The organism is Aquitalea pelogenes (assembly GCF_041914625.1).
GTDB lineage: Bacteria > Pseudomonadota > Gammaproteobacteria > Burkholderiales > Chromobacteriaceae > Aquitalea > Aquitalea pelogenes.
Genome location: NZ_JAYSDA010000015.1, coordinates 19959 through 37696, shown reverse-complemented (window position 1 = coordinate 37696; position 17738 = coordinate 19959). Strand labels below are relative to the sequence as shown.

19 protein-coding genes are annotated in these 17738 nt (G+C 60.1%); 16 read left to right on the top strand and 3 right to left on the bottom strand.

Annotation, left to right across the window (positions count from 1 at the left end):
• Positions 1-101: 101 nt before the first annotated feature.
• The 3 genes from acnD to prpB all read right to left on the bottom strand — a co-directional run bounded on the left by acnD (position 102) and on the right by prpB (position 4965).
• Complete coding sequence (gene acnD / locus ACE3SE_RS12900) at positions 102-2702, bottom strand: Fe/S-dependent 2-methylisocitrate dehydratase AcnD (protein WP_131359573.1); 2601 nt, start codon at positions 2700-2702, stop codon at positions 102-104.
• Positions 2703-2771: 69 nt separating this feature from the next.
• Entirely contained in the window at positions 2772-3920 is a 1149-nt protein-coding gene (prpC, locus tag ACE3SE_RS12895) for a bifunctional 2-methylcitrate synthase/citrate synthase (protein WP_059287001.1), read from the bottom strand.
• Positions 3921-4083: 163 nt separating this feature from the next.
• Positions 4084-4965: a methylisocitrate lyase gene (prpB, locus tag ACE3SE_RS12890; RefSeq protein ID WP_045847945.1), complete on the bottom strand. Its 882-nt coding sequence runs from the start codon at positions 4963-4965 to the stop codon at positions 4084-4086.
• A 243-nt stretch (positions 4966-5208) separates the two neighbouring features.
• Here prpB and rpoE point away from each other — a divergent pair, with 243 nt between their 5' ends.
• From rpoE to nagZ, 16 genes are all read left to right on the top strand, one after another.
• The gene (gene rpoE, locus ACE3SE_RS12885; RefSeq protein ID WP_045847946.1) at positions 5209-5808 is read left to right on the top strand and encodes an RNA polymerase sigma factor RpoE; all 600 of its coding nucleotides are present in this window, start codon (positions 5209-5211) and stop codon (positions 5806-5808) included.
• A 2-nt stretch (positions 5809-5810) separates the two neighbouring features.
• Entirely contained in the window at positions 5811-6284 is a 474-nt protein-coding gene (locus tag ACE3SE_RS12880; protein ID WP_374555797.1) for a sigma-E factor negative regulatory protein, read from the top strand.
• Entirely contained in the window at positions 6284-7240 is a 957-nt protein-coding gene (locus ACE3SE_RS12875; RefSeq protein ID WP_374555795.1) for a MucB/RseB C-terminal domain-containing protein, read from the top strand. Before ACE3SE_RS12880 ends, ACE3SE_RS12875 begins: the two co-directional genes overlap by 1 nt.
• A gap of 95 nt (positions 7241-7335) precedes the next feature.
• Complete coding sequence (locus tag ACE3SE_RS12870; protein ID WP_374555793.1) at positions 7336-8751, top strand: DegQ family serine endoprotease; 1416 nt, start codon at positions 7336-7338, stop codon at positions 8749-8751.
• A complete protein-coding gene (locus tag ACE3SE_RS12865) occupies positions 8748-8987 on the top strand; it encodes a glutaredoxin family protein (protein ID WP_045847950.1) in 240 nt (79 codons plus the stop codon). The genes ACE3SE_RS12870 and ACE3SE_RS12865 overlap by 4 nt, the downstream gene beginning before the upstream one ends.
• Before the next feature lie 65 nt (positions 8988-9052).
• A complete protein-coding gene (gene lepA / locus ACE3SE_RS12860) occupies positions 9053-10846 on the top strand; it encodes a translation elongation factor 4 (protein ID WP_374555791.1) in 1794 nt (597 codons plus the stop codon).
• Positions 10847-11809, top strand: coding sequence for a signal peptidase I (gene lepB, locus ACE3SE_RS12855; protein WP_052694226.1), 963 nt, complete (start codon positions 10847-10849; stop codon positions 11807-11809). It begins immediately after the preceding gene.
• Positions 11810-11830: 21 nt separating this feature from the next.
• On the top strand, positions 11831-12187 hold the full coding sequence (locus tag ACE3SE_RS12850; protein WP_131359581.1) for a DUF4845 domain-containing protein: 357 nt from the start codon (positions 11831-11833) through the stop codon (positions 12185-12187).
• Between the two features lie 5 nt (positions 12188-12192).
• Positions 12193-12903, top strand: a complete 711-nt coding sequence (gene rnc, locus ACE3SE_RS12845) for a ribonuclease III (RefSeq protein WP_045847953.1) — start codon at positions 12193-12195, stop codon at positions 12901-12903.
• The gene (gene era, locus ACE3SE_RS12840) at positions 12900-13790 is read left to right on the top strand and encodes a GTPase Era (protein ID WP_045847954.1); all 891 of its coding nucleotides are present in this window, start codon (positions 12900-12902) and stop codon (positions 13788-13790) included. Before rnc ends, era begins: the two co-directional genes overlap by 4 nt.
• Positions 13790-14107 (top strand): hypothetical protein, encoded by a 318-nt coding sequence (locus ACE3SE_RS12835; RefSeq protein ID WP_045847955.1) that lies wholly within the window; start codon positions 13790-13792, stop codon positions 14105-14107. The genes era and ACE3SE_RS12835 overlap by 1 nt, the downstream gene beginning before the upstream one ends.
• The gene (recO, locus tag ACE3SE_RS12830; RefSeq protein ID WP_045847956.1) at positions 14104-14835 is read left to right on the top strand and encodes a DNA repair protein RecO; all 732 of its coding nucleotides are present in this window, start codon (positions 14104-14106) and stop codon (positions 14833-14835) included. Before ACE3SE_RS12835 ends, recO begins: the two co-directional genes overlap by 4 nt.
• Before the next feature lie 22 nt (positions 14836-14857).
• Positions 14858-15586, top strand: coding sequence for a pyridoxine 5'-phosphate synthase (gene pdxJ, locus ACE3SE_RS12825; protein WP_374555787.1), 729 nt, complete (start codon positions 14858-14860; stop codon positions 15584-15586).
• Positions 15587-15591: 5 nt separating this feature from the next.
• On the top strand, positions 15592-16155 hold the full coding sequence (locus ACE3SE_RS12820; RefSeq protein ID WP_374555785.1) for a metal-dependent hydrolase: 564 nt from the start codon (positions 15592-15594) through the stop codon (positions 16153-16155).
• Positions 16152-16532: a holo-ACP synthase gene (acpS, locus tag ACE3SE_RS12815; RefSeq protein WP_045847959.1), complete on the top strand. Its 381-nt coding sequence runs from the start codon at positions 16152-16154 to the stop codon at positions 16530-16532. Before ACE3SE_RS12820 ends, acpS begins: the two co-directional genes overlap by 4 nt.
• A 77-nt stretch (positions 16533-16609) precedes the next feature.
• A complete protein-coding gene (gene nagZ, locus ACE3SE_RS12810; RefSeq protein ID WP_131359589.1) occupies positions 16610-17692 on the top strand; it encodes a beta-N-acetylhexosaminidase in 1083 nt (360 codons plus the stop codon).
• The last annotated feature ends 46 nt before the right edge of the window (positions 17693-17738 follow it).

Genomic DNA, 17738 nt, shown 5'->3' with positions numbered 1-17738 from the left:
GGGCGGCTGCGAAACTTACTTTCGCGCCGCCCTGCGGTTGGGGGCTGCTCTGGGTCCGGCCTGCCGGCAGGGACATGCCCGCAGGCCGGGAGCAGCAAAACTCAAGCGGTGGTGGACTCCAGGAAGTCCTGGGCGAAGCGCTGCAGCACGCCGCCAGCCTGATACACCCGCACTTCGGCGGCGGTATCCAGACGGCAGGTGACCGGCACTTCCAGCGTCTCGCCATTGCGACGGTGAATCACCAGCGTCAGCGTGCAGCGCGGCGAGATGTCGCCCTTCACGTCGTAGCTTTCGGTGCCGTCAATGGCCAGGGTCTTGCGGTTGGTGCCGGCCTTGAATTCCAGCGGCAATACGCCCATGCCCACCAGGTTGGTGCGGTGGATGCGCTCGAAGCCTTCGGCCACGATGGCTTCGACCCCGGCCAGCCGCACGCCCTTGGCTGCCCAGTCACGCGAGCTGCCCTGGCCGTAGTCGGCACCGGCAATGATGATCAGCGGCTGTTTGCGGGCCATATAGGTTTCGATGGCCTCCCACATGCGGGTGACCTTGCCTTCCGGCTCGATACGCGCCAGCGAACCCTTCTTCACCGCGCCATCCACTACCGCCATTTCGTTCACCAGTTGCGGGTTGGCAAAGGTGGCGCGCTGGGCGGTCAGGTGGTCGCCACGGTGGGTGGCGTAGGAGTTGAAGTCCTCTTCCGGCAAGCCCATCTTGGCCAGGTATTCACCGGCAGCCGAGCTGGGCAGGATGGCGTTGGACGGCGACAGGTGGTCGGTGGTGATGTTGTCCGGCAGCACCGCCAGCGGCAGCATGCCCTTTAGCGTGCGCTCGCCGGCCAGTGCGCCTTCCCAGTAGGGCGGACGACGGATGTAGGTGGACTTCGGACGCCAGTCGTACAGCGGGCTCTTGGCTTCTTCCACCTGACCCAGGTCGAACATCGGGATGTATACCTGCTTGAACTGCTCCGGCTTCACGCAACGCGCCACGATGGCGTCGATTTCATCATCGGACGGCCACAGGTCCTGCAGGCGGATTTCCTTGCCATCCACCACGCCCAGCACGTCTTTTTCGATATCAAAGCGCACGGTACCTGCAATGGCGTAAGCCACCACCAGCGGTGGCGAGGCGAGGAAGGCCTGCTTGGCATACGGGTGGATACGGCCATCGAAGTTGCGGTTGCCGGACAGTACGGCGGCGGTGTACAGGTCGCGGTCTATGATTTCCTGCTGGATTTTCGGGTCCAGTGCGCCGGACATGCCGTTACAGGTGGTGCAGGCATAGGCGACGATGCCAAAGCCCAGCTTTTCCAGTTCCGGCAGCAGTCCGGCTTCTTCCAGATACAGCCTGGCCACCTTGGAGCCCGGAGCAAACGAGGACTTCACCCACGGCTTGCGCAGCAGGCCCAGCTCATTGGCTTTCTTGGCCAGCAGGCCGGCGGCCACCACATTGCGCGGGTTGCTGGTGTTGGTGCAGCTGGTGATGGCGGCAATGATGACCGCGCCATCCGGCAGCAGGCCTTCGGCTTCTTCGGCACGGGCCTTGTCCAGGTCAACCGCAATGCCGCGCTCGGCCAGTGCCGAGGTGGGCAGACGTTTGTGCGGGTTGGACGGGCCAGCCATATTGCGCACCACGCTGGAGAGGTCGAACTCCAGCACGCGTTCGTATTGCGCGCTTTCCAGGCTGTCGGCCCACAGGCCGCTGACCTTGGCGTAGTTTTCCACCAGTGCCACTTGCTCGGCTTCGCGGCCGGTCAGCTTGAGGTAGTCGATGGTTTGCTGGTCGATATAGAACATGGCAGCGGTGGCACCATACTCCGGGCACATATTGGAAATGGTGGCACGGTCGCCGATGGACAGGCTGGCAGCACCATCACCAAAGAACTCGACATAAGCGCCCACCACACGTTCCTTGCGCAGGAACTCGGTGAGCGCCAGCACGATGTCAGTGGCGGTAATGCCGGGCTGGCGCTGGCCGGTGAGCTTGACGCCGACGATGTCCGGCAGACGCATCATGGACGGGTGGCCCAGCATCACGGTTTCCGCTTCCAGGCCGCCCACGCCGATGGCAATCACGCCCAGTGCATCCACGTGCGGGGTGTGGCTGTCGGTGCCGACACAGGTGTCAGGGAAGGCCACGCCGTCGCGCACCTGGATCACCGGCGACATTTTTTCCAGATTGATCTGGTGCATGATGCCGTTGCCGGCCGGAATCACATCCACATTCTTGAAGGCAGTCTTGGTCCACTCGATGAAGTGGAAGCGGTCTTCATTGCGACGGTCTTCAATGGCACGGTTTTTTTCAAAAGCCTGCGGGTCGAAACCACCACATTCCACGGCCAGCGAGTGGTCGACAATCAGCTGCGTCGGTACAACAGGGTTGACCAGCGAGGGGTCGCCACCCTTGTCGGCAATGGCGTCACGCAGACCGGCCAGGTCGACCAGTGCGGTCTGACCCAGAATGTCGTGGCACACCACGCGCGCCGGATACCAGGGGAAATCCAGGTCGCGCTTGCGTTCGATCAGTTGCTTGAGCGCGTCGGTCAGCAGTTCCGGTTCGCAGCGGCGCACCAGTTGCTCGGCCAGTACGCGCGAGGTATAGGGCAGGGTGGCATAGGCGCCGGGCGCAATGGCGTCAACGGCGGCGCGGGTGTCGTAGTAGTCCAGCTGGCTGCCGGGCAATCGGGTGCGGTAGTTTTTGTTCATGGCGTCGCTAAAACTCTCAGGGTGGAAGCAAAGCGGGGAGCTATCCTTGCGGCTTAGCTCCCCTGACCATCAGCGTTGTGCCAGCGGCACGAAAGCCTGATCGTCCGGGCCGGTGTAGTTGGCCGACGGGCGGATGATCTTGCCGTCAATGCGTTGCTCGATCACGTGAGCGCTCCAGCCGCTGGTACGGGCAATCACGAACAGCGGGGTGAACATGGCAGTCGGTACGCCCATCATGTGGTAGGACACGGCGGAGAACCAGTCCAGGTTGGGGAACATCTTCTTGATGTCCCACATCACGCTTTCCAGGCGCTCGGCAATGTCGAACATCTTGCTGTCACCAGCGGCGGCGGACAGGTTGCGCGCCACTTCCTTGATCACCTTGTTGCGCGGGTCGGAGATGGTGTAAACCGGGTGGCCAAAACCGATCACCACTTCCTTGCGTTCCACGCGGGCCTTGATGTCTGCCTCGGCTTCATCCGGATTGTCGTAACGCTTCTGGATTTCAAACGCCACTTCATTGGCACCGCCGTGCTTGGGGCCGCGCAGCGCGCCAATGGCACCGGTAATGCTGGAGTACATGTCCGAACCGGTACCGGCAATCACGCGGCTGGTAAAGGTGGAGGCGTTGAATTCGTGCTCGGCGTACAGGATCAGCGAGGTGTGCATCGCCTTCACCCACAGCTCGGACGGTTTTTCACCGTGCAGCAGGTGCAGGAAATGACCGCCGATGGAGTCGTCGTCGGTTTCCACGTCAATGCGCTTGCCGTTGTGGCTGAAGTGGTACCAGTACAGCAGCATGGAGCCGAAGGAAGCCATCAGGCGGTCGGCGATGTCACGCGCACCGGCGATATTGTGGTCGTCTTTTTCCGGCAGGGTGCAACCCAGGGCGGACACGCCGCTGCGCATCACATCCATCGGGTGGGCGGAGGCGGGCAGGGCTTCCAGCACGCTCTTCACCACTTGCGGCAGGCCGCGCAGGGCTTTCAGCTTTTGCTTGTAGCCTGCCAGCTCGGCCTTGTTCGGCAGCTTGCCGTGCACCAGCAGGTAGGCGACTTCTTCAAATTCGCACTGATCGGCGATATCCAGAATGTCATAGCCGCGATAGCTCAGGTCGTTGCCGGTACGGCCAACCGTGCACAGGGCGGTATTGCCGGCGGCAACGCCGGACAGGGCGACCGATTTCTTCGGCTTGCCAGTCAGAACCACTTCAGTCATGCCATTTCTCCTTGGACAATTTCTCTGCTGTTACTGTTGTGCGCATGGTCAGGCTGCGCGGGGCTGCCTGACTGATTGGTTTTGCTGCCAGTCTTGCTGGTGGCAGGCTGTTACTTGTTTTTGCCTTCGGCAGATACTTATTTGTTTTGCCTTCGGCGGACCGTTACTTGTTTTTGCCTTCGGCAAACAGCCCATCCAGCTTTTGCTCGTAGCTGTGGTAGCCCAGGTGTTCGTACAGATCCATGCGGGTCTGCATCAGGTCCAGCACATTTTTCTGGGTGCCGTCGCGACGCAGCGCGCCGTACACATTCAGCGCGGCCTGGCTCATGGCGCGGAAGGCGGACAGCGGGTACAGCACCAGCGACACCCCGTTTTCGCCCAGTTCCTGGGTGGTGTAGAGCGGGGTGGAGCCAAACTCGGTGATGTTGGCCAGCACAGGTACACCCACGGCTTCGGCAAACTGCTTGTACATGGCCAGATCGGTCATGGCTTCCGGGAAAATCATGTCGGCACCGGCTTCCACGCAGGCCACGGCGCGTTCGATGGCGGAATCCAGTCCTTCCACGGCCAGTGCGTCGGTGCGGGCCATGATGACGAAGCTGTCATCCTTGCGCGCATCGGTGGCGGCCTTGATGCGGTCTACCATTTCTTCCTGGCTGACAATCGCCTTGTTCGGGCGATGGCCACAGCGCTTTTGCTGTACCTGGTCTTCAATATGCACGGCAGCAGCACCGGCTTTTTCCAGGCTGCGGATGGCGCGGGCAATATTGAAAGCGCCGCCCCAGCCGGTATCGATATCCACCAGCAGCGGCAGTTCGGTCACGTCGGTAATGCGACGCACATCAATCAGCACGTCTTCCAGGGTGGTGATGCCCAGGTCCGGAATGCCGCAGGAGCAGGCAGCCACGCCGCCGCCGGACAGATACAGGGACTTGAAGCCAGAGTGTTCGGCCAAACGTGCTGCATAGGCGTTGACTGCACCAACAACCTGCAGCGGCTTTTCTTGTTCTACGGCGAGACGGAAGCGTTGACCGGGTGTGCTCATGGCTGGGTCCTTGTGTTGATCCGGGTGATGTTGGGGTCATTCTAGCAAGTGCTTGGTTGGAGTGCAAATGCTCTATGACCTCATTCTGTACGGAGGAAAGTTTCAGCTTTTGCGCAAGGTCTGCTATGTTTCCGGGCAGCAAAGCACGGGGGAACTCATTGCACGAGCCACTGTCTAGCGTTGTGTTCACACAGCAGTACACACAACTAAACCAGTGGACAATTCAGGGAGCATTACAACGACATGAGTGATCGTGAGATCGATCAACAGTTGGTGGAGCGTGCCCAGCGAGGTGAAAAAAGAGCATTCGACCTGCTTGTTGGAAAATATCAGCGTCGTCTGGCCAGACTTTTGTCACGTTTCATTCGCGACGGCGCCGACATCGAAGATGTGACGCAAGAAGCATTCGTCAAAGCGTATCGCGCCTTGCCATCTTTCCGTGGCGAGAGCGCGTTTTACACATGGCTGTACCGAATCGGCATCAATACTGCCAAGAATTTCCTCAGTTCAGCCGGGCGTCGTCCGGTGGTGAACAGCGAGTTTGAAGACGAAGATGGCGAGAGCTTCGACCTGGCGTCGCAAGTTCCCGACATGAATACGCCCGAAACCGAGCTGATGAACAAGGAAATCGTGACGACAGTGAACAGTGCCGTGCAGGCTTTGCCGGAGGAGCTCAGAACCGCCATCACCCTCAGGGAGATGGACGGACTGTCCTACGAAGAGATTGCACAGGTAATGAATTGTCCCATCGGCACCGTCCGCTCGCGTATTTTCCGTGCGCGGGAGGCTATTGCTGCCGAGTTGAGGCCATTGCTGGATACGGCAAAAAACAAAAGGTGGTAGGTATGAAAGAAAAATTATCTGCACTGATGGATGGCGAGCTGGACGGGCAGCTCGCAGACAGAACAATCAAAGCCATCACGGAAGAAGAGGAGCTCAAGCAGGTGTGGGATGCCTACCACCTGATCGGGGATGCCATGCGTGACAATTCCCATGTGAGCGTCAATGTGCGTCAGCGTGTTGCCACGCGCCTGGCTGCTGAGCCCACGGTACTGGCACCGCGTCGCTGGTTTGCGCCCATCCGGTCGCGCCGGGCGGGTGCCGTGGCGCTGGCCGCCAGCGTCAGCTTTGCCGCTGTGGTCGGCTGGCAGCAGCTGTCGCATGGCAATGCCGATTCCGCCGTGGCGGACCGGGGTGTGCCGGTAGCGTCGGTACAGTCGGCCCAGGAGCATGACGACCTGTATCTGGCGGCCCATCAGGAAATGACTGCTGACCAGAGCGTAGTCAAGGTTGCTTACGGGAATGGAGTCCGCCACTGATGCGTCTGACACAGCTCTCCGGGGTTTGTCTGATGGGGGTGGCCGTACTGGCTCACGCGGACGATGATTGGCTGGTGGTAAAAAAAGCCGCGGCAGCGGCAAGGCAATTGCCACTGAGCGGCACCTACCTGCATCAGATGAATGCCTCTCTGGAAACCTACCGTATTGTGCGTGCCGGTTCGGGTGACAACATCCAGGAAAAACGCACCTCGCTGGATGGCCCGTCGCGCGAAATCATCCGCAAGGGTTTCGAGTTGGTCTGCTACGCGCCGGATGCCAAGTCGCTGGGAGCGGCCAAGGTTAGCGCCATGCGCCTGTTTCCGGCCATTTTGCCCGACGACATCAGCAATATCGCCCAGTCCTACACGCTGAAGCATGGTGGCAAGGACCGGGTGGCGCAGCGTGATTGCAGCTGGCTGGACCTCAAGCCCAAGGACAGCAAGCGCTACGCCTTGCGCATGTGCGTCGATCCGGTCAGCAATCTTCCGCTGAAGGTCATCACGCAAAATGCCGCCGGAGAGCCGATGGAGCAGTTCACTTTTACCGAAGTCGAATTGCAAGGCCCGAAAGACCGTGCAGCCTTCAAGCCGCAATACAAGCTGAGCTATGTATTGCGCAGCGCCAGTGCGCCGCAGATGACGCTGGATGCCGACGCGCCGTCTGAAGTTACCGGCATGCCGGGCGGCTTCAAGCTGTTGCGTGCGGTGCAGCGCAGCCTGCCTGGTCAGGCGGAGCGTACGGTGCGGCACATGGTGTATAGCGACGGTTTGGTAATGTTGTCGCTGTTCATCGAGCCGCAGGGCGACAGCCGTGTCGAACGAGCGGTTAATCTGCATGGCGCGGTCAATATGGCCACGGCACCCCAGGGGGATTATCTGGTCACCCTGGTGGGCGATCTGCCCGAACCAACCATGCTGGCGATGATCAGGAACCTCAAGATCACTCTCAAGCCATGATGGTGCTGGCCGACCTTCCCGCCCTGGGCGGGGAGGTCGGCCACTTGAAGCTTCTCCGCTGTTTTCTGTGCAAACCACATCAAGATGGAGCGACCATGTCGATCAAAAAGCTGATCGTTGCTGCCATGCTGGCGGCTTCTGCATTTACTGTCCAACCTGCGGCTGCCCTGGCGGCTGATTTGCCTGACTTCACCCGTATTGTTGAAACGGAAGGGCGTGCTGTCGTCAACGTCAGTACCACATCCACCATCAAGCAGAATGTCAGTGCCATGCCCGAAGGCATGGAGGGCGATCCATTCTTCGAATTCTTCCGCCGTTTTGCCCCGCAACAGCAGCAAGAGCGACAGGAGCGTTCGCTCGGCTCCGGCTTCATCATTTCGCCGGATGGCTATCTGCTGACCAATGCCCACGTGGTGGCGCGGGCGGACGAGATTACCGTCACCCTGACCGACAAGCGTGAATTCAAGGCCAAGGTGATTGGTTCCGATGCGCGAACCGATGTGGCCTTGCTCAAGATTGATGCCAAGAACCTGCCGGTGGTGCGGCTGGGAAGCATGGCGGACGTGAAGGTTGGCGAATGGGTGCTGGCCATCGGCTCGCCCTTCGGCTTTGAAAACACGGTGACTTCCGGCATTGTCTCGGCCAAGAATCGCCTGCTGCCGGATGAGAATTTTGTCCCCTTCCTGCAAACCGATGCCGCAGTGAATCCGGGGAATTCCGGTGGCCCGTTGTTCAATCTCAAGGGTGAAGTGATCGGTATCAATTCCCAGATCTACAGCCGTTCCGGTGGCTTCATGGGTATTTCCTTCTCCATCCCGATTGATGTGGCCATGAATGTGGCCGATCAGCTCAAGGCCACCGGCAAGGTCAGCCGCGGTCGTATTGGCGTGGCAATCCAGGAGCTGAACAAGGATCTGGCCGCTTCCTTTGGTCTGGCCAAGCCGGCTGGTGCGCTGGTGAATGATGTGGAGAAAAAAAGTCCGGCCGAGAAGGCAGGGCTGCGAACCGGTGATATCATCCTCTCCGTTGCCGGACAGGCCGTGGACTCTTCGTCAGACTTGCCGCGCCTGATTGGTGCCATTCGTCCGGGCAAGCCGGTGGTGCTGGAAGTGTGGCGTAATCGTGCCATGCAGAAGCTGACCGTGGTGCCGGAAGAGCTGAAAACCGAAGACGCCCGTACCGCCCAGCGCGAGTACCGTTCGCCGCAAGCGGTGCCGGATGCGCAGAACATGAAGCAGCTGGGCCTTGCCTTGCAGGAGCTGACGCCTGCCCAGTTGGCCAAGGTAGGGGTCAAGTACGGTTTGCAGGTGAAGCGGGTGGGTGGTGCTGCGGCCCGTGCCGGCATTCAGCCGGGTGACGTGATTGTTGGTCTGGGTGGCGAGGCGCTGGGCAGTTTTGCCCAGTTCAAGGCGGCGGTCACTGCTGCGCCCAAGGGAAGTACCCTGGCCTTGCAGCTCTGGCGTCAGGGCATCACCCTGTTTGTGCCCTTGAGCATTGGTGGAGAAGAATGAAGCTGACTTTGTATTTCCGGGAGTACTGCAGTTTGTGCCATCAGATGCTGGCGGAACTCAAGCCGTGGCAAGACCGGCACGGCTTTGCGCTGGATGTGGTGGATGTGGATGCGGACCCCGAACTGGAGGCCAGATTCAACGAACTGGTGCCGGTTTTGATGGATGGTGAACAGGAGATTTGTCACTGGCATCTGGATATTCCTGCTTTGGCTGCACATTTGGGCGAAATCGGCTAAAATCCGCGCCAGTGTGAGTTGTTCGAGGGCACGCCAGCGTGCCCTTATCTTTTTGCTGGATACCGATGAAACATATCAGAAACTTCTCGATCATTGCCCATATCGACCATGGCAAATCGACCCTGGCCGACCGCTTCATCCAGTTTTGCGGTGGCCTCGAACTGCGTGAAATGAGTGCCCAGGTACTCGACTCGATGGATATCGAGAAAGAGCGCGGCATTACCATCAAGGCCCAGACGGCAGCCTTGCATTACAAGGCGCGCGACGGTCAGGTATACAACCTGAACCTGATCGACACCCCGGGGCATGTGGACTTCTCCTATGAGGTTTCCCGCTCGCTGTCCGCCTGCGAAGGCGCACTGCTGGTGGTGGATGCCTCGCAAGGCGTGGAAGCGCAGACCGTGGCCAACTGCTACACCGCCATCGACCTGGGCGTGGAAGTGGTGCCGGTGCTGAACAAGATCGACCTGCCCGCGGCCGAACCCGAGCGTGTCTCGCAGGAAATCGAGGACATCATCGGCATTGAAGCCATTGATGCCGTGCGTGCCTCGGCCAAGTCCGGCATCGGCATTGAAGACATCCTGGAAACCGTGGTCAGCAAGATTCCGCCGCCGGAAGGCAACCCGGATGGCCCGCTCAAGGCGCTGATCATCGACTCCTGGTTCGACAACTATGTCGGCGTGGTGATGCTGGTGCGCGTCAAGGACGGTCAGGTACGTCCCAAGGACAAGATCAAGTTCATGGCCACCGGTGCCGAGCATCTGGTGGAGCAGGTGGGCGTGTTCTCGCCCAAGTCGGTGCAGCGCGAAGTGCTGAACGCCGGTGAAGTGGGCTTCATCATCGCCGGTATCAAGGAGCTGAAATCGGCCAAGGTGGGCGATACCATCACGCTGATGAAAACGCCGGCCACCGAGCCGCTGCCGGGCTTCAAGGAAGTGCAGTCCCAGGTATTTGCCGGCCTGTACCCGGTGGAAAGCCACGATTACGAAGCGCTGCGTGATGCGCTGGAAAAACTGCAACTGAACGACGCCTCGCTCAAGTTCGAGCCGGAAGTGTCGCAGGCGCTGGGCTTTGGTTTCCGTTGCGGCTTCCTTGGCCTGTTGCATCTGGAAATCGTGCAGGAACGTCTGGAACGCGAGTTCGACATGGACCTGATCACCACGGCACCCACCGTGGTGTACGAGCTGGTGCTCAAGGATGGCAGCATCATCCAGGTGGAAAACCCGTCGCGCCTGCCGGATCCGGGCAAGATCGAGGAAATCCGCGAACCCATCATCACGGCGCACATCCTGGTGCCGCAGGATTATGTGGGCGCGGTGATCACACTGTGTACCCAGAAGCGCGGCGTACAGCGCAATTTGCAGTACCTGGGCCGTCAGGTGATGCTGACCTACGACATGCCGATGAACGAAGTGGTGATGGACTTCTTTGACAAGCTCAAGTCCACCAGCCGTGGTTATGCCTCGCTGGATTACGAGTTCAAGGAATTCCAGTGCTCTGATCTGGTCAAGCTGGATGTGCTGGTAAACAGCGAGAAAGTGGATGCGCTCAGCCTGATCGTGCACCGTGCCTCCAGTATTTACCGTGGTCGCGAGCTGGTGTCCAAGATGCGCGAACTGATTCCGCGCCAGATGTTCGACATTGCTGTGCAGGCGGCTATCGGCGGGCATATCATTGCGCGTGAAACCGTCAAGGCGCTGCGCAAGAACGTGCTGGCCAAGTGCTACGGCGGTGACATCACCCGTAAGAAAAAGCTGCTGGAAAAACAAAAGGCAGGCAAGAAGCGGATGAAACAGGTGGGTAATGTGGAAATTCCGCAAGAGGCATTCCTGGCCATTCTTCAAGTAGGGGACAAATAAGTGGGCGAAAACCTGTTCTGGGTATTTATCGTTGCCGTGATTGTCGGCGGCATGCTGATTGCTTTTGGCGGCCAGCGTGAAGTCGGCCAGAAAGACTGGCCGGTATCGGTGCAGTGGGGCTATCTGGCCCTGGTCATCGGTGGCTTTGGCCTGTTGTCCAACTACATGAGCTTCACCGCGGTGATGCTGGTGTTCGTGCTGGTGACCGGTGTGGTCTGGGCGCTGGACAAGTTTGTGCTGGCAAAGAAACGTGCCGGTGAAGCAGGGCATTTCGTTGAATACTCGCGCGGGTTTTTTCCGGTCATCCTGGTGGTGTTCCTGTTGCGTTCCTTCCTGGTGGAACCCTTCCAGATTCCCAGCAGCTCCATGCGTCCGGGGCTGGTGGTGGGTGACTTCATCCTGGTCAACAAGTTTGCCTACGGCATCCGTGTGCCGGTGCTCAACAACGTGATCGTGCCGGTGGGCAAGGTCAGCCGTGGGGACGTGGTGGTGTTCAACTATCCGCCCAACCCCAAGGTCAACTACATCAAGCGTGTGATTGGTGTGGCCGGTGACGTGGTGGAATACCGCAACAAGCGTCTCACCATCAATGGTAAGGCAGTGCCGGATGAAAAAGACGGTACTTATGACTATCTTGAACAAAGCCTGGGTACCATTCACAACGACCAGTTCAAGGAAGTGATGGATGGCAAGGCGTACAAGGTCCTGAACATTCCGGATGCACCGGTAGTGGCACTGGGGCAGGTGGCAGAATTCCCTTACCGCGACCAATGCCAGTATGATGACAACGGCTTTGTCTGCAAAGTGCCGGCCGGTCATTACTTCATGCTGGGCGATAACCGGGACAACAGCCTGGATGGCCGCTACTGGGGCTTTGTTGACGACAAGCTGATGGTGGGCAAGGCTTTCCTGATCTGGATGAACTTCGGCGCCCTGTCACGCATCGGCACCAGCATCCACTAATACCAAGTCATGGGGACTCACATGCAGCGTCAGCACGGTTTGTCAGTCATTTCTGTTCTGGTCATCATGTTGTTTGTCGGCGCAGGTTTCCTGCTGGCAGGCAAGGTGCTGCCGGTATACAAAGAGTATGCCGAAGTGCGCAAGGCAGTGACGGCCATGGCCGGGCAAACCGGCAAGAGCGAGTACGATTTGCGTCGTGAGTTCATGAACCATGCCATGGTGGGCGACATTTCCTCGATCAAGCCGGAAAACCTCACCATCATTACCACCAGCAACAGTGTGTTCATTCGTGCCGCCTACCGGCGCGAAGTACCGCTGTTTGCCAATGTCAGCCTGGCCTTCGATTTTGATACCCAGGCTGGACAGACACCTCAGTAACTACCGTGAACCATGTTGATACCCGATTCCGGCGCCTGTCCGAGGCGCTGGATTATTCATTCCAGAAGCCCGATCTGCTGCGTCAGGCGCTGACGCACCGCAGCTTTGCCGCGTCCAACAATGAGCGTTTCGAGTTCATTGGCGACAGCATTCTCAATTACACCGTGGCGCGCATGTTGTTCGACCAGTTCCCCCGCCTCAGCGAGGGCGAACTGTCGCGACTGCGGGCCAATCTGGTCAACCAGAACACGCTGGCGGAAATCGCCCACGAACTGAAGCTGGGTGACTACCTGTATCTGGGCGAAGGCGAACTCAAAAGCGGCGGCTTCAACCGTCCGTCCATACTGGCGGATGCGCTGGAGGCCACGTTTGCGGCGGTCAGCTTTGATGCCGACTTCCAGCATGCCGAACAGGTGGTACGTCGGCTGTATGGCAGCCGCGTGGCCGCCATCGACCCCACCAAGCATGCCAAGGACGCCAAGACCCGCCTGCAGGAAGCCTTGCAGGCGCGCAAATGGCCCTTGCCCAAATACCGCATTCTTGGCCAGACCGGCGAAGCCCACGAACAATGGTTCAAGGTGCTGTGCGATCTGGGCGAACTGATGATCGAATCGCAGGGCGAAGGCGGCAGCCGCCGCGCCGCAGAACAGCAGGCAGCGGAAGCCGCCTTGCTGCTCCTTGAACAAAAACTGGCCACAGGCAAGAAACACGCATGACAGAACACGCATATCACTGTGGCTTTGTAGCCATCGTGGGCCGCCCGAATGTGGGCAAGTCCACGCTGATGAATCACCTCATCGGCCAGAAAGTCAGCATCACCTCGAAAAAGGCGCAAACCACGCGTCACCGGGTCAATGGCATTCATACCGAAGACAATGCCCAGTTCATTTTTGTTGATACGCCGGGTTTTCAGACCTTCCACAAGGGCGCGCTCAACGAAACGCTCAACAAGAGCGTGAAGGATTCGCTGGGTAGCGTGGACTGTGTGCTGTTCATCCTGGAAGCCATGCGCATCAGCGCGGCCGACCGCGAAGTGATGGCACTGCTGCCAAAGCACACGCCGGTAATCCTGGTGATCAACAAGCTGGACAAGGTCAAGGACAAGCTGTTGCTGCAGGAATTCATCGACGGCGTGCGTGCGGAATTCCCCTTTACCGATTGCGAAGTGGTCAGCGCCAAGCACGGCCAGCGCCTGAGCGAACTCTTGGACAAGGTGCGTCCGCATCTGCCGGAATCCATGCCGCTGTATCCGGACGACATGGTGACCGACAAGAGCGAGCGTTTCCTGTCGGCCGAAATCGTGCGCGAAAAGCTGTTCCGCTATCTGGGCGAAGAACTGCCTTACGAAATGAACGTGGAAGTGGAAATGTTCGAGATGGACGGTGCGCTGCGCCGCATCCACATTGCGGTTCTGGTGGACAAGGAAAACCAGAAGCCCATCGTGATTGGCAAGGGCGGCGAGAAGCTGAAGAAGATTTCCACCGAGGCCCGTCTCGACATGGAAAAGCTGTTTGACGGCAAGGTATTCCTGCAAGTGTGGGTGAAGGTGAAGTCCGGCTGGGCCGATGATGTACGCTTCCTGCGGGAATTCGGCTTGAACTGATGTTGCACGCTTCTTCACAGCCGCCCTGTTGGGCGGTGATTTTTTCTGCACCCGCCAGCCCGGCGGACCTGACCGGACGCATGTTGCGCCTTGCCAGCCTGCAAGCGGGCTATCTGGGTGCTGACTCCGTACAGGATGACAGCGGCAGGGCCTTCACCCGTTGCTATTGGGACAATGTGGATGCCATCGCCGCCTGGCGCATGCATGCCGAGCAGTTGCTGTCCCGTGTTGGAAGCCGGGAAGACGCGCTGCAATTTGCCCTGCAGATCGACCGCATCAGCCCGCCTGCGGATGTTGGTTCCGGAATGAAGAAATGAGCCAGCAAGGCAGGGTGGACCGTCAGGCCGCGTATTTGCTGCATGCACAACCCTACCGGGAAACCAGCCTGCTGGTGGAAGTGCTGACGCCGCAGCATGGCCGCTTCACCATGGTTGCGCGCGGCGCACGCCGGCCACGTGCCGATGTGCGCGGCGTCCTGCTACCGTTTCAGCCACTTACCCTGTCCTGGTTCGGCAAGGGCGAGGTACGTACTCTGCACACGGCTGAATGGAATGGCGGGGTACCACAACTGGCCGGCATGCGCCTGATCTGCGGCTTTTACCTGAACGAGCTGATGCTCAAGCTCACCGCCCGTGACGATGCCGAGCCGCGCGCCTTCGCCGTCTACGACCAGGCGGTCAGGGCGCTGGCGCTGGCCGACTCCCTGTCCGCCACCTTGCGACGTTACGAATTGCGGCTATTGCAGGCGCTGGGCTATGCTGGCAGCTTCGCCTGCGACCAGCACGGCGCTGCCATCGACGCGGCAGCCCTCTACCTGTGCCGTGGTGGTGCCTTGCCCGAGCGCGATGCCGGATTCGACCCGACAGGGCCCTTTCTCCGCCTGCCAGGCAGTGAACTGCTGGCCATCGAGGCAGACAACTACACTGCCATCAGCACCCGCCGTGCAGCGCGCAGCCTGCTGCGGCTGCTATTGACCGATTTGCTGGGCGAGGAGCCATTTGCCTCGCGTGAACTCTTGCAGGCCGTCAACGCCATTGCCGACTGAGGCCTGCCAACAGGAGCTGAACATGATTTTGCTTGGTGTGAATATCGACCACGTTGCCACCCTGCGCCAGGCGCGCGGTACCCGCTACCCCAGCCCGATCGAAGCGGCGCTGGTGGCGGAAACTGCCGGTGCCGACCTGATTACCCTGCATCTGCGCGAAGACCGCCGTCACATCCAGGATGCCGACGTGGTGGCCATGCGTCAGGTCATCAAGACCCGCATGAACCTGGAAATGGCGATGACACCGGAAATGCTGGCCAATGCGCTGGACGTGGCACCGGAAGACGTATGTCTGGTGCCGGAAAAGCGTGAAGAAGTCACCACCGAAGGCGGTCTGGACGTACTAGGCCACTATGCAGATGTCTGTCATTACACCGAAACCCTGCAACAGGCCGGTATCCGGGTGTCCATCTTCATCGACCCGGATCGCGCGCAGATCAGCAAGGCTTTCGAAGCCGGCGCCCGCGTGATCGAGCTGCACACCGGTGCCTACGCCGACGCCGTACATGCCGCTGAACGCGAAGCGGAACTGGCACGCATCCGCGGTGCGGCCGCCTTTGCCGCCGAGCTGGGCATGGTGGTGAATGCCGGTCATGGACTGAATTATCACAACGTCAAGCCGATTGCCGCCATCCCGCAAATCACCGAGCTGAACATCGGCCATGCCATCATCGGTCAGGCGGTTTTCGTCGGCCTGGATCGCGCCGTGCGCGACATGAAAGCCCTGATGCAGGAAGCCCGTCAGGGCTGAGCCGCATGCCCACCATCATCAGCCACGGGCTAGCCGGGGCCACGCTATCGCGTCTGGCGGGTGCTGGCTCTGCGGCAGCCTCACGCACCGATGGTCTGAAGGTATTGCTACTGTGCGCTGCGGCGGCCATGCTGCCGGACCTGGACGTGGTCACCTTCAAGCTTGGCATTCCTTATGCCAGCCCCTGGGGGCATCGCGGTGTGTCGCATTCCTTGCTGCTGGCCCTGCTGGCAGCGTTGTTGCTGGCTGCTTGCAGTCGCGGTGTGTGGCAGCGTCTGGGTTGGTCCTTGCACTCGGCCTGCTTGCTGCTGTTTGCCGTCATCGCCAGTCATGCCGGACTGGATATGCTGACCGATGCCACACATGGCCCGGCCTTGTTCATGGCGTTCGACATGCAGCGCTATCTGCTGCCGTGGCGGCCGATTGAAGGTGCTCCCATCTCGCCCCGCCTGTGGCTGACTGCCAAGGGCTGGCGCGTGGTCTATACCGAGTTGCTGTATGTCTGGCTGCCTTGCCTGATGTTATGGGTGTTGAGAGTCAGATTTGAACGGTGCAAGGAGCCCGCATGATCTACGGCATTGGCACGGACATGGTGGAAATTGCCCGCATGCAGGGTCTGCTGCAGCGCTGGGGTGACAAGGCCGGCCGTCGTATTCTGGCCGAGGCCGAAATGGCGGATTTTCTGCAGTCCCGCGACCAGGCGCGCTTTCTGGCCAAGCGTTTTGCCGTGAAAGAAGCGCTGTCAAAGGCGGTTGGCACCGGTGTGGTGGACCCGGTGCTGTTGACTGCCATTGCGGTCAGCCATGACGAACTGGGCAAGCCGCAACTGGTCTTTTCTGCTGGCTTGCAGGCTTTTCTCAGCCAGCGCGGCATTGTGCGCAGCCATGTTTCCATTACCGACGAGCGGGAACACGCGCTGGCTTTCGTCGTGCTGGAGCAAGCCTAGCGCCGCCGGGCCCGGCCCGGTGCCATCATCAATTGAATCGCGGAGGCGTGCCTTCGCACAGTCTTGGAGAATCAGCCATGCAAGTAGCGAATCTGCCGCGTGGACCGGTCATGGTGGATGTACACGGCTTTAGCCTGACCGAGCAGGAAAAAGCCCGCTTGTCCCACCCGCTGGTGGGTGGCGTCATCCTGTTCCGCCGCAATTTCCAGAACATCGACCAGCTCAAGGCGCTGACGGCGGAAATCCGCGCACTGCGAACACCGGAGCTGCTGATTGCTGTGGACCACGAAGGTGGCCGCGTACAGCGTTTTCTCGATGGCTTCACCCGTCTGCCGCCCATGAATGTGCTGGGCGAGCTGTGGCAGCAGGACGAAGCTGCCGCCCGTGCCGCTGCCGAGAATGTCGGCGTGGTGCTGGCGGCTGAGTTGCGTGCCTGCGGCATCGACCTGTCCTTCACCCCGGTGCTGGATCTGGACTGGGGCCGCTGTGCCGTTATCGGCAACCGGGCTTTCCATCGCGACCCGCACATTGTCAGCGAACTGGCGCTGGCCTTGCAGCGTGGCCTGCGGCAAGGTGGTATGTCCACGTGCGGAAAGCACTTCCCTGGTCATGGTTTTGTTGCTGGCGACAGCCATTTCGTGATGCCGCAGGACGACCGCACGCTGGCCGAGCTGGAAGCAGACGACTTGATTCCGTTTGCCCGCCTGGCAGAAGCTGGCATGGGGTCGGTGATGCCGGCACATGTGGTGTACCCGGCAGTGGACAGCCGCCCGGCGGGCTTCTCGCCGGTATGGCTGCAAGACATCCTGCGCGGCAAGCTGGCTTTTGATGGTGTCATTTTCTCTGACGACCTGGGTATGGAAGGTGCCGCCGGCGCAGGCAGCTTTGTCGAGCGTGCCGAAGCTGCACTGGCGGCAGGCTGCGATATGGTGCTGGTGTGCAATCAGCCGGAACGTGCCGATGAAGTGCTGGCCGGGCTGCAGCCGCCAGCCCAGCCGCGTCTGGCCGAGCGTTTGCAGCGCATGGCCGGGACCGGAGACATTACCGGCTGGCAGCAGGCAATTCTCAGTCCGGCCTTTGCTGCGCGTCAGGCAGAGGTGAAGGCGCTGGCCATTCCGCAAAACGTGTTGCAGGGGCCGGCTGTGGGTGAGGCCAGTTAAGCGCGTTGATTCAAGCAAGAAGCCGGCAAATGCCGGCTTTTTTGAT

What these genes read in the sequence shown, in the direction of transcription:
- prpC (WP_059287001.1), bottom strand. Translation starts at nt 3,920, where the DNA reads ATGACTGAAGTGGTTCTGACTGGCAAGCCGAAGAAATCGGTCGCCCTG.
- ACE3SE_RS12880 (WP_374555797.1), top strand. Translation starts at nt 5,811, where the DNA reads ATGAAAGAAAAATTATCTGCACTGATGGATGGCGAGCTGGACGGGCAG.
- ACE3SE_RS12865 (WP_045847950.1), top strand. Translation starts at nt 8,748, where the DNA reads ATGAAGCTGACTTTGTATTTCCGGGAGTACTGCAGTTTGTGCCATCAG.
- pdxJ (WP_374555787.1), top strand. Translation starts at nt 14,858, where the DNA reads ATGATTTTGCTTGGTGTGAATATCGACCACGTTGCCACCCTGCGCCAG.
- era (WP_045847954.1), top strand. Translation starts at nt 12,900, where the DNA reads ATGACAGAACACGCATATCACTGTGGCTTTGTAGCCATCGTGGGCCGC.
- ACE3SE_RS12875 (WP_374555795.1), top strand. Translation starts at nt 6,284, where the DNA reads ATGCGTCTGACACAGCTCTCCGGGGTTTGTCTGATGGGGGTGGCCGTA.
- nagZ (WP_131359589.1), top strand. Translation starts at nt 16,610, where the DNA reads ATGCAAGTAGCGAATCTGCCGCGTGGACCGGTCATGGTGGATGTACAC.
- lepA (WP_374555791.1), top strand. Translation starts at nt 9,053, where the DNA reads ATGAAACATATCAGAAACTTCTCGATCATTGCCCATATCGACCATGGC.
- rpoE (WP_045847946.1), top strand. Translation starts at nt 5,209, where the DNA reads ATGAGTGATCGTGAGATCGATCAACAGTTGGTGGAGCGTGCCCAGCGA.
- prpB (WP_045847945.1), bottom strand. Translation starts at nt 4,965, where the DNA reads ATGAGCACACCCGGTCAACGCTTCCGTCTCGCCGTAGAACAAGAAAAG.
- acnD (WP_131359573.1), bottom strand. Translation starts at nt 2,702, where the DNA reads ATGAACAAAAACTACCGCACCCGATTGCCCGGCAGCCAGCTGGACTAC.
- ACE3SE_RS12850 (WP_131359581.1), top strand. Translation starts at nt 11,831, where the DNA reads ATGCAGCGTCAGCACGGTTTGTCAGTCATTTCTGTTCTGGTCATCATG.
- ACE3SE_RS12835 (WP_045847955.1), top strand. Translation starts at nt 13,790, where the DNA reads ATGTTGCACGCTTCTTCACAGCCGCCCTGTTGGGCGGTGATTTTTTCT.
- ACE3SE_RS12870 (WP_374555793.1), top strand. Translation starts at nt 7,336, where the DNA reads ATGTCGATCAAAAAGCTGATCGTTGCTGCCATGCTGGCGGCTTCTGCA.
- acpS (WP_045847959.1), top strand. Translation starts at nt 16,152, where the DNA reads ATGATCTACGGCATTGGCACGGACATGGTGGAAATTGCCCGCATGCAG.
- recO (WP_045847956.1), top strand. Translation starts at nt 14,104, where the DNA reads ATGAGCCAGCAAGGCAGGGTGGACCGTCAGGCCGCGTATTTGCTGCAT.
- ACE3SE_RS12820 (WP_374555785.1), top strand. Translation starts at nt 15,592, where the DNA reads ATGCCCACCATCATCAGCCACGGGCTAGCCGGGGCCACGCTATCGCGT.